Genomic DNA, 13,440 nt, shown 5'->3' with positions numbered 1-13,440 from the left:
TCCTCGTACCCAAAAGAATCCGTGGGACAACATCAGAAGACCTCCGCGATTCCGGCTTCCTGCAACGGATGCGCGCCGCGGTGGCGGCCGGGCACCTCGCCGCACAACCGGGGCGTCGGGAACACCTTGCCCGGATTGGCCAGCCCGTCCGGGTCGAAGGCGCACCGCACCATTTGCATCGTGTCGAGATCGTCCTCTGTGTACATGCGCGGCATGAACTTCGCCTTGTCCGAACCGACGCCGTGCTCGCCGGTGATCGATCCGCCGTGTTCGATGCAGATGTCCAGGATCGCCCCGGACACCTCCTCGGCGCGCTCGGCCTCGCCGGGCACCGCGTCGTCGAAGAGCACCAGCGGGTGCAGGTTGCCGTCCCCGGCGTGGAACACGTTGGCGACCCGGACGCCGGCGCGGCCGGACAGCTCGTCGATCCGCCGCAGCACCTCGGATAGCGCGGTGCGCGGAATGACCCCGTCCTGGACGATGTAGTCCGGGCTGATCCGGCCGACCGCCGCGAACGCCGACTTGCGCCCCTTCCACATCAACGCGCGCTCCGCGTCGTCCTTCGCGATGCGGATCTCGAACGCGCGGTGCTCGCGGCAGTGCCGCTCGACCTCGTCGAACTGCTGCTCGACCTCGGCGACCGGCCCGTCGAGTTCCACCACCAGCACCGCGCCGGCGCCCTCCGGGTAGCCGCAGCGCACGGCCGCCTCGGCCGCCTCGATCGCGAGCGCGTCCATCATCTCCATGGCGGCGGGGACGACACCGGCGCCGATGATCGCCGAGGTCGCCGCGCCCGCGTCGTCGGTGCTGGGGAAGCCCGCGAGCAGCGTGCGGACCGTCTCCGGCAACCGGACCAGCCGCACGGTCACCTCGGTCGCGATCCCGAGCGTGCCCTCGGAGCCCACGATCGCGCCCAGCAGGTCGTAGCCGGTCGGGTCCGGGGCCTTGCCGCCCAGGCGCACCGTCTCCCCGTCGGAGGTGACGAACTCGGCGCCGGTGATGTGGTTGGTGGTGAAGCCGTACTTCAGGCAGTGCGCGCCGCCGGAGTTCTCCGCGAGGTTGCCGCCGATGGAACAGACTTGCTGGCTGGACGGGTCCGGCGCGTAGTAGTAGCCGTGCGGCGTGGCCGCACGGGTCACGTCGAGATTGATCACGCCCGGCTGGACGACCGCGCGCTGGTTCTCGCGGTCGATCTCGACGATGTCTCTCAGCCGCGACGTGACGATGAGGACACCGTCCGCGCGGGGCAGGGCGCCGCCGGAAAGACCGGTGCCCGAACCGCGGGCCACGAACGGCACGCCCGCCGCGGCGCATGCCCGCACCGTGGCCGCCAGCCCGGCGGCGTCGTCCGGCAGCACGGCCAGCGCGGGTATGGCCTTGTAGTGCGCGAGACCGTCGCATTCGTAGGTACGCAGGCGCTGGTGGTCGTCGATCACCGCGTCCGGCCCGAGCGCGGCTCGGAGCCGGTCGGCGAGCGCCGTGATGTGCTCTGCCACGTCCGGCAACTTCATGGTCTTCATGCGCGTCGTCCCAGTCTTCGTCGACCGCGGCTTACGAGGAACTATCCGGACAACTTTTCGTGTTACGAAAACCAAAGTCTGCTTAACGGAAACCGTAGGTCGCGGACGGAGCATCGTCAACCGGCGGCCGGACGGTGCGTGACCGGCACGGGCAACCGGCCACAACGCAGGGTCTTCTCGCCGTGTTTAGCGGCACACTGGATGGACGAGCGTTGACGACCATTAAGGCTGGACTGAAGTGGGCGACGAGCCGGTGAAGCCGGCGACCGGCGAGGCCGGGTCCGCCCCGCCGATGCTGCCGCTCGGGCGGCACCCGCGGGACCTGGCCGTGCTGGTGTTCGCCCTGGCGGTCGTCGCGGCCTGCTCGCTGGTGGCACGCTGGCAGGCGGCCAACCCCGTCGAGTTGGCCATCTTCGAGGAGATCGAGCGCATCCCGCCGGCCTCGACCGCGGCCTGGAACGTGTTCCAGTGGGCCGGCGGCTGGCTCGGCGTCGCCGCCGTCGCCGCCATCGCGCTGTACTTCAAGCGCATCCGGCTCGGCCTGCAATGCGTCGCGGCCGGCGCCGTCGCCTGGGTCCTCGCCGGGATCGCGAACGACTTCGTCGGCCCGCGCTACGTGCCGCCGAAACTGCTCGCGCCCGAAACCAGGGCGCCCGGCCCGACCGGTTTCGCCTTCCCCGACGTCGAGGTGGCGATGGTGGCGGCGCTCGTGGCGGTGATCGCGCCCTACCTCAAGCCCGGCTACCGGCGCGCCGCATGGGCGGTCGTCGTGGTGATCGCCGTGGCCGGCGTCTACCTCGGCCGCCACCTTCCGCTGGACGCCTTCGCGGGCGTGTTCCTCGGCTGGGCCGTCGGCGCGCTGTTCCATCTCCTCTTCGGTGCGCCGGGACGCCGCACGTCGGTAGCGGTGGTGCGGCAGACGCTGGAACAGGCCGGGCTCGCGCCGGTCGAGGTCGTGCCCGTCCGCACGCGCCGGTACGGGCCGCAGGAAGTCGTGGTGACCACCGCGAGCGGGGACCGCCTGCGGGTGGAGGTCGTGCGCCACCTACGCCGCCGGGCGGGCATGTGGTACCGGCTGCGGCGGCTACTGGCGTCACTGGAGGTGGAGGACGAACCACCGCTGTCGTCCCCCTACCACGAGGCCGAGCACGAGGCACTGCTGACGCTGCTGGCGGAGCGCGGCGGGGTCCGCATCCCGCCCGTCGTGCTGGCGTGCCAGGCGCCGGACGGGTCGGCTCTGCTCGTTCGCCGCCAGATCGACGGGCGCCGCCTGTCCGATCTCGGCCTCGACGAGATCGACGAGCCGCTGCTGAAAGCCTTCTGGGACCACGTCGCGAAACTCGGCGACGCCCGCATCGCCCATCACGACCTGCGTGCGAGGAACGTGCTCGTCGACGCCCACGGCGAGCCCTGGCTACTCGGCCTCGCCCTCGGCAAGGCCGGCGCGACCCCCGGCCGAACGGCGCAGGACATCGCCGAGGCGCTGGTGTCGATCGCGTCCCTGGTCGGCGTCGAACGTGCCGTTCTCAGTGCGACGCGGGCGCTGTCGCCCGACCGGCTCGAACCCGCGCTGGCCTACCTGCAGCCGCTCGCGCTGCCGCGCCGGGTCCGCAAGCAACTGGCCAGCGAACGGTTCGCCCTGACCGACCTGCGCGAGACCCTCGCCGAGCGGATCGGGCGGCCGATCCCGACCTTCCACTCACCGCTGCGGCCCAGCCGGCTGGTCGGCCTGCTGCTGTTCGGCGCCGCCGTCTACACGCTGCTGCCGCAGCTGACGAACCTGAGCGGTGTGTCCGAGGCTCTCGCCGGGGCCAACTGGACGTGGCTGGCGATCAGCACCGTGACCGGCCTGGTGGCGCTCCTGCTGGCCGCGGTGTCGATCATCGGCGCCAGTTGGACCCCGCTGCCGTTCTGGCGCACCACCGCAGTTCAGGTCGCCGCCGCCTTCACCGGCCGCACGACGCCCGGCGGGGTCGGGTTCTTCGGCATCAACATCGCGTTCATGGAACGGATCGACATCCGCCGTTCGCAAGCGGTGGGCGTGACGATGCTCAACGTCGCCGCGACCGGGGTGCTCGGCGGGATCTGGTCGGTGGTGGGCGCTTTCGGGATGGGCACCGCGGGGGTGCTCACCGGTATCTCGATCCCGCACGGCTGGCCCGTGGTGGCGGGCGGGCTGGGCGCGCTGGCGATCGTGGTCGCCGTGCTCGCCTCGCCGTTCGGGCGGCGCCGGTTCGTCCAGCCCGGGTTACAGGTGATCAGAGAGCTGGTCAGAACCCTGGGACAACCCCGCCGCGCGATCCAGCTGTTCGGCGGGGCGGCGGGCTATCTGGCCGTCTCCGGGCTGGGCCTGGTGACCAGCCTCGCCGCGTTCGACCCCCACATGCCGGTCTTCGCCGTGCTCACGGTGTTCGTCATCGGACAGACGTTCGGGCACATCATCCCCACGCCCGGCGGCCTGGGCGCGGTCGAGTCGCTGATGATCGGCGGGCTGGCCGCGCTGGACATCGCGCCGACGACCGCAGTGGCCGCGGTGCTCACCTCACGGCTGCTGACCTACTGGCTGCCGGTGCTGCCCGGTATCGCCGTCTTCCGCTACCTCCAGCACCGCGAGATCATCTAAGTCCGGAATAGACAGTCCAAATCGAACTGTGCGCAGTCAGTCCGACACGGTTCGTGCGGGTAAGCGTTCAGGCGTTGGGCTTCGGCGCGTGTTCGGGGGCCTGGGTGAACTCCCACCACGCGAGCGGAAGCCAGTCACCGTCGACAAAAGCGTCGACCGACGCGCCGCGGCCGGAGATGAGCACCTGGGTTCCGGCCGGGTAGGTCACGCCGGACAAACCGGCTACTTCGACGAGCAGGTTTCCCGTCCGCCTCGTCACTTCTGATCTCCTCCGTGGGTGATGAAAATGCAGGTCACGGCCACGTCCGGGGCACGTCCGTTCACCCGCGCCAGGGCTTGACTGCCGTCCAAAGTGGGCGAACGATGGGTTCCGCCAGGTAGGGCGAAACCGAGAAGGCCGCTCGATACAGAGTACGCCGCGGCCGCGTGCAAGCGACTGTGTCGTTCGTCGCTCAATGCAAAACACCATCGCCGATCGGAGGTGCTCGCGGTGAAAGCAATCGTATACAAGGAGCCGTTCAAGGTAGCTGTAGAAGAAGTGGACAATCCGCGAATCCAGCATCCGAACGATGTGATCGTGCGGGTCACCTCCACCGCCATCTGCGGGTCCGACCTGCACATGTACGAGGGCCGGACGGCGGCTGAGCCCGGCATCGTGTTCGGTCACGAGAACATGGGCATCGTCGAGGAGGCCGGCGACGGAGTCACTTCGATCAAGCAGGGCGACCGCGTGGTCATGCCCTTCAATGTCGCATGTGGATTCTGCAAGAACTGCGTCGCGGGCTACACGGGCTTCTGCCTGACGGTGAATCCGGGCTTCGCCGGCGGCGCCTACGGATACGTGGCAATGGGCCCGTACACCGGTGGGCAGGCGGAGCGCCTGCGCGTGCCCTACGCCGACTTCAACTGCCTCAAGTTGCCGGAGGGCACCGAGCACGAGACCGACTTCATCCTGCTGGCCGACATCTTCCCGACCGGCTACCACGGCTGCGAACTGGCCCAGGTGTCCCCCGGCGAAAGCGTCTCGGTCTACGGCGGTGGCCCGGTCGGCCTGATGGCGGCCTACTCCGCCCTGTTGCGCGGGGCGTCGAGGGTTTTCGTGGTGGACCGGGTTGCCGAGCGGCTGCAGAAGGCCGAGCAGATCGGTGCGATTCCGATCAACTTCGCCGAAGGCAGCGCCGTCGACCAGATCAAGGAGCAGACGAACGGCGAAGGCACCGACAAGGGCGTGGACGCCGTCGGCTACCAGGCCACCACGGGCGACGCGGAGCACGAGGAACCGGCGATCGTGCTGAACTCGCTGGTCGACACGGTCCGGCCGACCGGCATGCTCGGCGTGCCCGGGCTGTACGTGCCTTCGGACCCGGGCGGCCCGGACGAGCAGGCCAAGCGCGGCATGCTGTTGGTCTCGGTGGGCAGGTTCTTCGAAAAGGGCCTGCGCATGGGCACCGGGCAGTGCAACGTCAAGCGGTACAACCGGCAACTGCGCGACATGATCATCGCGGGCCGGGCGACCCCGAGCTTCGTGGTATCGCACGAGTTGCCCCTGGACCAGGCGCCGATGGCCTACGAGAAGTTCGACAAGCGCGTCGAGGGCTACACGAAGGTCGTCCTGCACCCGCAGGGGTAGTGGCGCTCGCGGCGTTGACCGGTCCACTGTGGATACCTGGACGGGCCAGCCGTAATCAACCACCACCGGCGGTGCATGAGTGACCCGTTACTGTCGAAATCCGGCATGAACGGGTCACTCATGCAGTCATTTGTGCCCAAGTCGTGACCGGAACACCCCCAGTGCGGCCGCACCGGCACCCGACCCCGTGAACCGGCGCCGGTGCGACCGCCGGCAGCGTGGCGACTGGAACCTGGGCACCAGCCATCGCGGGACCCGGCCGTCGGACGGCCCGGCTTCTCCACGCGATGACGTCCCGTCGGGACAGGATCCAGCCATACACGCCACCGACCTCTCTGGGGCGCCGCCCACCCGACGGGCGGCGCGAGAGGAGCCGAATGGAGCGTCATTCGGCGGTGGCTTTTGCGGCGCACTGATCTCCGTAACGAGGGATCGCAGGTCACCGCAAAAACGCGGAAAGATTACGAAAAAGCAACGGCCAAGTCACTAGGAGAGTGGGCATCGACACAGGTCGGCAATTTTTTCGGTAATGGATCATATCCATATCGTCGCGAGTGGGAAATTCACGCACCGTGGTGGCGATCGAGCGAGCGGCCTCGTTTTCCGTACTACGCAGGCGTTCGGACAGCGTGCCGGCCAGGGAGGAATTTCGATTCGCCGCTATGATTGTGTTAATGGCTACCGTTACGCACCGAGCGACTCGCCGCCTGCCGATCATCGTGATCCTGGCCGCGGCCGTCCTCGCGGTCGACCAGGCGACCAAGTTCTGGGCCGTGGCAACGCTCACCGATCGCGCGCCGGTCCCGCTGCTCGGCGACTTCCTGCAGCTACGCCTGATCTACAACTCGGGCGCTGCGTTCTCCATCGGCAGCGGCTCGACCTGGTTGTTCACCATCGCCGCCGCGGTGGCCGTGGTCGTGCTCGCCGGCTTTGCCAGGCGGGCGCGATCCCGGGGCCAGGCGGTCGCGGTGGGGCTGCTGCTGGGCGGCGCGACCACGCACCTGCTCGACCGGCTGTTCCGCGCCCCCGGTTTCGCGCGGGGTCACGTGGTCGACTTCATTGACTACAACGGATGGTTCATCGGCAACGTCGCGGACATCGCGCTGACCGTCGGCGCCGTGATACTCGTGCTGGCCACGGTTTTCGTGCGCGATGAGGAGCCGGTCGAAACGCGCGGCGACGAACCCGCCGACATCTGACGGCCGAGCCCCACAGCGACCGCCGACGTGTAACAGCCGAACCCCACAGCGACCGCCGACATCTGACGGCCGAGTCCCGCGATGACCCGCCGCCGTGTAACAACCGAGCCCCACAGCGACCGCCTACATCTGACGGCCGAGTCCCGCGATGAACTCGCCGCCGTGTAACAGCCGAGCCCCACGGCGACCGCCGACGTGTAAGTCGCCGACCCCCACGGTCAGGTCCAGATCGCGCACGGTAGGCCGTCGCTGAAGACCTCGGGCGGGTCGGGCCTGGCCAGTGCCTCACCGCGGGCGACGCGCCGAGCCGTCCAGGCCATGGCGGCGGCATCGAGGACGTCGTCGACGGCGGCGTGGCGGCCGGCCGCACCGAGGTCGCCGTCAAGCGGGATGCCGGCGCCGGCGAGGAGGCGGCGGCGCAGTTCGGCGCCCGCCCACGTGGTCTTGCGCAGGGTCAGTGGCGCCCCGGCCAACTGGGCGAAACTCACCTCCGGGTGGGCCTCGACCACGCGGTGCGTCCGCCGTCGCACCCATTCGTCGACCTGTCGCACCTTCGGCTTCAGGCCGAATGCCTGGATGGAAACCCCGTCGCCGGTGAGCGCGCGGTTGCGAGCCGTGGCCGTGGCGTGATCCGGGGCCTCCAGGGCGACGCGTACCGGCGTGATGAACACCGACGAGCGCAACGGGCCGATGGCCTGCCGGGCCAGGAGGTCGGCGCGCCGGCGACTGGCGTCCGCCAGGCCGACCGGGATGTCGATGGCGACGACTTCGACCGCGCCATCGGCGTCGGCCCGCTCGACCAGTTCGGCGATGTGCGCCGCGAAGTACGCGCTCACGCCCCCGGCCGTCGGCGCGATCCCGATCCAACCGCCCTTGCATGCGTCGACGCCGAGAACCCGCATCTCCCCATGGTGCCGCCACACACCCGTGTCCCCTCTTCAGGCACCCGAGTTCCGGATTCAGGCCGGCGAGTTCCAGGTTCAGGCCGACGAGTTCCGGGTTCAGGTCGGCGAGTTCCGGATTCAGGAGCGTGTGTCCCCGACTCAGGCACGCGAGTTCCGGATTCAGGCCGACGAGTTCCGGGTTCAGGAGCGTGTGTCCCCGGTTCAGGCAACCGAGTTCCCGGTTCTGGTAAGCGAAATCCCGTCCAGGCGCTGTGACTCGCCGCTCTGAGAGGATGAGGTCGTGGAGTTGGTGTGGGCAGAGGCGGTGTGCTCGCTTGCTGGCATCCGGTCGGTGGCCGAGGCCGCCGCGGCTGAACTCGTCACCCGGTACGCCGAACCTCATCGTCGCTATCACGACGCGACACATGTGAGTGCCGTACTGCGCGATTCGGCGATACTGGCTGACGAACTGGAGCTGGTTTCCCGGGAGCGTAACCACCTCATTCTCGCGGCCGGCGCCCACGACGTGATCTACCAGTGCAAGCCCGGCGAGGACGAACGCCGGAGCGCGGCCTGGGCGGGTCAGTGGCTGCGGCGAGCGGCGGTCGGTGAATCAGATGTGGCCCGGGTCGAGGCGCTGGTGCTGACGACCGTGACCCACTCCGCGCCGCCGGACGACCTCACCGCGCACGCTCTGCTCGATGCCGATCTGGCCATCCTCGGTACCGACCAAGCCACGTACGAGAAGTACCGTGCCGCAGTCCGCAAGGAATATGGTTCGCTCGACGAGTTGGCTTGGCGCGCCGGACGCGCGGCGCTGATGTCCGGCCTCCTGGCTCGGCGACCGCTCTATCGCACCGCTGCGGCCAGGCGGCGATGGGAGACGACGGCCAGAGCCAACATCGCCCGGGAACTGGAGTTCCTGAACGCACTGGGCTGAACCCTCAATGCTCCCCAAGCCGGATTTCGGATGCCTGGACCGGGGACACAGGCGCCTAAACCGGGGACTCACGCGTCCGAGGCGGGAACTCAGGCGCCTGAAGCGGGAACTCAGGTGCCTGAGGCCGGGACACACGGCTCTGGAGCGGGAATTCACACACCTGGAGCGGGAACTCGCGTGCCCGAAGCCGGAACTCGCCTGCCTGAAGCCGGAACTCGCGTGCCTGAAACCGGAACTCGCCTTCCTCAAGCGGGAACTCGCCTGCCTCAAGCGGGAACTCGCCTGCCTGAAGCCGGAACTCGCGTGCCTGAAACCGGAACTCGCGTGCCTGAAACCGGAACTCGCCTGGCTGAAGCCGGAACTCGCGTGCCTGGGGCGGGGACTCGCGGGTCTGGGGCGGGACAGGTTGGGCTGGGGCGGGGCACGTTGGGCTGGGCGGGGGCACGGGTGGTCAGTCGGGGAGGCGGCCGTCTGGGTCGTCGAGCAGATCGAGGTCGCGCGGTACGAGGGTGGCCGACATCAGCAGTTCGGTCAGCAGGTTGTGGTTGAGCGAATTGCCGACCGGTTCGCCGACCTCCTCCCGGGTCAGGCCCTGCACCCCGGCCCGGGAAAGCCGCATGCGGACGTCGGTGACCAGGTTCTCCACGCGGCGGCTCCGCCAGCCTGTCCCCGGCTGGATCTCGTCCAGCAACGCCGCCGTGTCCTTCCAGGTCCACGGCTGTGGCTGGGCTTCGTGCAGGAGGTACCGCTGGCCGAGCGCCACGAGCGCCAGCTTCTCCTCGGGCTTGAGCAGGTAGACCTCGCCCGGATTGGTGAGGCGGGAGTGCTGCGGTCCGGGCGCCCCGCCGTCGGGCCCGCTGACGAAGACCTCCAACAGGTGTTCCCGGCCGGCGGAGCCGCGCACGAACAGCGGCGTGTAGCCGGTGTCGAGCGGAACCGGGTCCTCGTCCCGGAACAGCAAGCGCTTACCGGCAAGGCGGATCGGCCGGCCGCCGGTGTTGGCCAGCCACCACTGGCCGCGGCGGCAGGTGAGGCTGCCGTGGTGGCGGCTGATCTGCAGGTCGTTTTCGCCCAGGCAGACGTGCACCTCCGGCCGGTTGCGGCCGAACAGGAGCGTGCGTCCGTCCCTGGGCCCCAGGCTCACCCCGCCGGCCAGCGACAGCGCGGACAGCACGCCCGGCTCCGACGTGGCGACTCCCCTGGCCAGGCTCGCGTGTGAGGGGTCGAGACGCCGGCCGCCCCGGGGTTTGAGGGTCTGAAATGTCTGGTTCATTTCGGTCTTCTCTCCCGCCGACTGCCTTCCACGGCGACCTTAACCAGCCAGTGCGGGACCGGTCCCCGCCTTGCTCATCGGGGTGCCTTCGCCTCCAGCGCGGTCACCGCCGCGGTGGTCAACGTCTTCGCCGTTTCGCAGCGCTGGTCCATCGGCCGCTCCCCGACCACCTTGACCACGAGCAGTTCGACCATGTGGTCGTCGGGGTTGTTGTAGTAGTCGCGGTACTCGGTCCGGATGGTGCAGTCCTTGGGGTCGTCGAATCCCGGGGTCATGAACGCGTCCCGGCCGGCCAGCGTCATGGGCTGGCCGTCGCTGGCACCCAGCGGCGGGTTGCGGTCGTAGAACACGTCGACCCGGCCGTCGATGGAGCTGTTCCAGCGGCACGACCAGTTGCCGAACCCGGGCACCGGATGACGCGCGTCGACCCCGGGAACGCTGCTGAGCGCGGTGGCGTCCAGCAGCGAGCACGCGTCGGCCGAAGCCAGGGACTGCGCCGGAAACGGCGCGGCTCGTCGCGGGATCGGACCCCGGTTGAGCACCCCGGCCGCGTAATCGGTCGCGGCGTCGGCGAGCGCGCACGGGTCCGGCCCCGTTGGCTCGTCCTTCCGGCCGGTGATGCCGACCTGGTGGCCGTCAGGCAGCGCGAAGCTGCGGTCGCAGGTGTCGTCGTCGAGCGGTTCCACCAGGAGCGTGAGGTTGCCGGCCTGCGTGGTCCGCGTCCGGGAATCCGCGTCGGGCAGGCCGTTGTCCAGGACGAGCTTGACGTCGGCGATTACCTCGCCGTTGGGTTTCACCAGCAGATCGCAGCGGTTGAAGTTGCCGGAGTCGGTGGACAGCACGATCTCGCCGAACCTGGCCAGCGACGCGGTCGAGACCAGCGCGCAGGGATCGGCCGTGCGGGCGTCGCCGACGAGCGGTGCCTGCGCGGTCGAGTTGGGGCGCGGCAGGGCTAGGACCACACCGACCGCGACCGCCACCACCGCGACCGCCGCTGCCGCAGCGGTGAAGATTCGCCGGCGCCGGATCCGGCGGTGGAGTTCCGAGGGCACCGCCGTATCCCGCCATTGGGCCTCCCGGTGCAGGATCTCGGGATCCGGCGGGCTGACCTTCTTGAACAGGGTGGCGGCTTCACCAGCGTCGGGGCGGCGGTGTGGGTTCGCGAGCAACAACTGGGTCAGCGGCACGGTGAGCGCGCCGGCCCGGCCGGGCGGCGCCACTACGCCCTCCGCGGCCTTCGACAACAGCGCCGCCGGGTGTCCGACGTCGCCGAACACGGGCCGCCCTTCGATGCCCGCGTACAGGGTGGCGCCCAGGGAGAACACATCGGACTCGGGTCCGGGTTTCTGTCCGCGCGCGACTTCGGGTGCCAGATAGGGCAGTTTTCCGCGCACGATGGCGCTGTCGGTCTGGGTGACGTCGTTCCACAGCGCACGAGAAACGCCGAAATCGGTCAGTTTGGCGACATCGCCCGGGGCCAGGAGGATGTTTTCCGGCGTGACGTCACAGTGCACGATGCCGCGGGCGTGTGCTGCGGCCAGTGCGTCGGCGACCTGCCATCCGATGGTCGCCGCACGCGCCGGCTTCAGCGCACCGCTTTCGCGCACGATCTCGGCGAGGCTGCGCGCTTCGACGTATTCCATCACCAGCCAGGTGACCTCGCCCTCGCTGAAGATGTCGTGCACCCCAACGATGTGCGGGTGGCGCAGCCGCGCGGCGTTGCGGGCCTCGGTTTGCAGTCGTTTGGCCCCGGCCTTGTCGCCCACCTGCGGACATTTGAGCGCGACGTCGCGTTCGAGTTCGGTGTCCGACGCGAGCCAGACGACACCCATCCCGCCCGAGCCGAGCCGTTTCCGCAGCAGGTACCGACCAGCGATCTTGTCGCCGACAGCCGCCATTTCTCGCGCCCCCGACACCACAGTGTTATGCCGTTATGCCGAACGTGTTCGGACAGCCAGGCTGAATGACCGTCGCACGTTCAACTATTTCTGTCGGGAGGGTACTCCCGACGCGCGCCGAAGGAGGACCGGTCCCGCGACAAACCTGCTACTGGCGGCAGACCGCGCCCCGGATCGCCTTCGGCCGGCTCTCGTACACCGGGCTGCCCTCGGCGCTGTCACTGGCTTGTACCAAAAAACAGTACTTCCGTACGGGATCCACCGGGACGGTCATGGTGTGGTTCCGCTGCGCCAGCAGGACGTGGTTAGCCTCGCCCTCACCCGCGACCACGACCGCGAAGTCCAGGGTCCGGTCGCTGGTCCAGGTCAGCACCACCTGGTCGCCGAGATCGACCGGGTCCGCCAGGTCCACCCGCGCCGGCGGGGCGAGCTCGGCAGGCGAGGCGGAGGCGGGCGGTGGTGGCAGGCGCGGCGTGCTCGACAGCTGATCGGAGGCACCGAGTGGCACCAGCAGGACCACGAGGGCGGCCAGGACGGCGGCGCCCGCGAGGGCGCTGACGACCACAATGGAGCGCCGTGCCGAGCGAACGGCGGGCTGACTGCCGCTCGGGCCGTCCTCGGCATTTCCGGCGTCCTCCGGCTCGAAGTCGTCGAAGGTACCCGTCGGGGACGGCTCGTCGGGGAGTATGGCGGCCAGCTGGTCCGCCACCCAGTCCGCGTCCGGCGGGCGGTTCGCGGCGTCCGGCGCGAGCAGCCGAGCGATCACTGTGGACAGTTCAACCGGGACACCCGGGCGGTTGATCGCCGGTACCGGGCTGCCGAGCACGCGCAGCACGCGGTCACTCGGTTGCTCGCCGAGCCGGCCCGGGTGCGGTGAGTTTCCGGACAGCGCGAAGTGCAGCACCGCGCCCAGGCCATAGAGGTCGGTGCCCTCGTCGACCTCGCCGGAGCGCAGGGTCTCCGGGGATACGAACTCGATGTTGTGCAAGGGATCGCGCGGGAAGGCCTCCCGGACGGGCACGCCGAAGTCCGCGAGAACCGGTTCCCCTGACTCGCCGAACAGGACGTTGTCCGGGCTTACTCCACCGTGCAGGATCCCGGCGCCGTGTGCAGCGGCCAGCGCGAGCGCGAGCGCGTAACCCAGCACCACAACGTCGTCCGGACCCAGCGCGCCGGATCGTCGGACCAGGGCCGCCAGCGACTGGGCGCACAACGGCATCCGCAGCGCTTGCCGGCCGTCGTCGAGCTGATCGACACTCTCCACCGGAAGGATCGGAGCCGAGACCGCCAGCTCAGCGAGCTTGCCCCGCTCGCGCTCGTAGACCCCGAGGGTCTGCCCGTCGAACTTCGCCGGGAAAACCTTCAACGCTTTTTTCTCTCCCGCGCACCATCCAGAGTAGACGGTGGCGACCGGGCCCTGACCGATCGGGAGAAGCTCGCTGCCGGAGATCGTCACCATCGCCCGATGTCCGC

General features: G+C 69.5%; 11 protein-coding genes. 5 read left to right on the top strand and 6 right to left on the bottom strand.

Going from position 1 to position 13,440, the window contains the following annotated elements; genetic code table 11:
- Positions 1-32: 32 nt before the first annotated feature.
- The gene (locus A3CU_RS0138155) at positions 33-1,511 is read right to left on the bottom strand and encodes an FAD-linked oxidase C-terminal domain-containing protein (RefSeq protein ID WP_052372910.1); all 1,479 of its coding nucleotides are present in this window, start codon (positions 1,509-1,511) and stop codon (positions 33-35) included.
- 247 nt (positions 1,512-1,758) lie between these two features.
- On the opposite strand from A3CU_RS0138155, the gene A3CU_RS0138150 reads away from it, so the two are divergent.
- The gene (locus A3CU_RS0138150; RefSeq protein WP_027946674.1) at positions 1,759-4,143 is read left to right on the top strand and encodes a lysylphosphatidylglycerol synthase domain-containing protein; all 2,385 of its coding nucleotides are present in this window, start codon (positions 1,759-1,761) and stop codon (positions 4,141-4,143) included.
- A gap of 67 nt (positions 4,144-4,210) precedes the next feature.
- On the opposite strand, the gene A3CU_RS0138145 is transcribed toward A3CU_RS0138150, so the two are convergent.
- On the bottom strand, positions 4,211-4,402 hold the full coding sequence (locus A3CU_RS0138145) for a hypothetical protein (RefSeq protein ID WP_027946673.1): 192 nt from the start codon (positions 4,400-4,402) through the stop codon (positions 4,211-4,213).
- 231 nt (positions 4,403-4,633) lie between these two features.
- On the opposite strand from A3CU_RS0138145, the gene A3CU_RS0138140 reads away from it, so the two are divergent.
- On the top strand, positions 4,634-5,773 hold the full coding sequence (locus tag A3CU_RS0138140; RefSeq protein ID WP_027946672.1) for a glutathione-independent formaldehyde dehydrogenase: 1,140 nt from the start codon (positions 4,634-4,636) through the stop codon (positions 5,771-5,773).
- Positions 5,774-6,447: 674 nt separating this feature from the next.
- Positions 6,448-6,972 (top strand): signal peptidase II, encoded by a 525-nt coding sequence (gene lspA, locus A3CU_RS0138135; protein WP_027946671.1) that lies wholly within the window; start codon positions 6,448-6,450, stop codon positions 6,970-6,972.
- A 218-nt stretch (positions 6,973-7,190) separates the two neighbouring features.
- Here lspA and A3CU_RS0138130 read toward each other — a convergent pair whose 3' ends face one another.
- Positions 7,191-7,874, bottom strand: coding sequence for a DUF429 domain-containing protein (locus A3CU_RS0138130; protein ID WP_043843939.1), 684 nt, complete (start codon positions 7,872-7,874; stop codon positions 7,191-7,193).
- A gap of 25 nt (positions 7,875-7,899) precedes the next feature.
- Here A3CU_RS0138130 and A3CU_RS0138125 point away from each other — a divergent pair, with 25 nt between their 5' ends.
- Together A3CU_RS0138125 and A3CU_RS0138120 are read left to right on the top strand one after the other, a co-directional pair.
- Positions 7,900-8,145: a hypothetical protein gene (locus A3CU_RS0138125; protein WP_027946669.1), complete on the top strand. Its 246-nt coding sequence runs from the start codon at positions 7,900-7,902 to the stop codon at positions 8,143-8,145.
- A 12-nt stretch (positions 8,146-8,157) separates the two neighbouring features.
- The gene (locus tag A3CU_RS0138120) at positions 8,158-8,796 is read left to right on the top strand and encodes an HD domain-containing protein (RefSeq protein WP_245617513.1); all 639 of its coding nucleotides are present in this window, start codon (positions 8,158-8,160) and stop codon (positions 8,794-8,796) included.
- A gap of 451 nt (positions 8,797-9,247) precedes the next feature.
- On the opposite strand, the gene A3CU_RS0138110 is transcribed toward A3CU_RS0138120, so the two are convergent.
- The 3 genes from A3CU_RS0138110 to A3CU_RS50700 all read right to left on the bottom strand — a co-directional run bounded on the left by A3CU_RS0138110 (position 9,248) and on the right by A3CU_RS50700 (position 13,426).
- Positions 9,248-10,069: an FHA domain-containing protein gene (locus A3CU_RS0138110; protein WP_052372868.1), complete on the bottom strand. Its 822-nt coding sequence runs from the start codon at positions 10,067-10,069 to the stop codon at positions 9,248-9,250.
- Between the two features lie 74 nt (positions 10,070-10,143).
- Complete coding sequence (locus A3CU_RS48695; protein WP_052372867.1) at positions 10,144-11,967, bottom strand: serine/threonine-protein kinase; 1,824 nt, start codon at positions 11,965-11,967, stop codon at positions 10,144-10,146.
- Between the two features lie 148 nt (positions 11,968-12,115).
- Complete coding sequence (locus A3CU_RS50700; RefSeq protein WP_027946665.1) at positions 12,116-13,426, bottom strand: serine/threonine protein kinase; 1,311 nt, start codon at positions 13,424-13,426, stop codon at positions 12,116-12,118.
- Positions 13,427-13,440: the final 14 nt, after the last annotated feature.

Source organism: Amycolatopsis taiwanensis DSM 45107 (genome assembly GCF_000519205.1).
Lineage (GTDB): Bacteria > Actinomycetota > Actinomycetes > Mycobacteriales > Pseudonocardiaceae > Amycolatopsis_E > Amycolatopsis_E taiwanensis.
The sequence above is the reverse complement of the archived record's forward strand: the minus strand, read 5'-3'. Positions and strand labels throughout refer to the sequence as shown.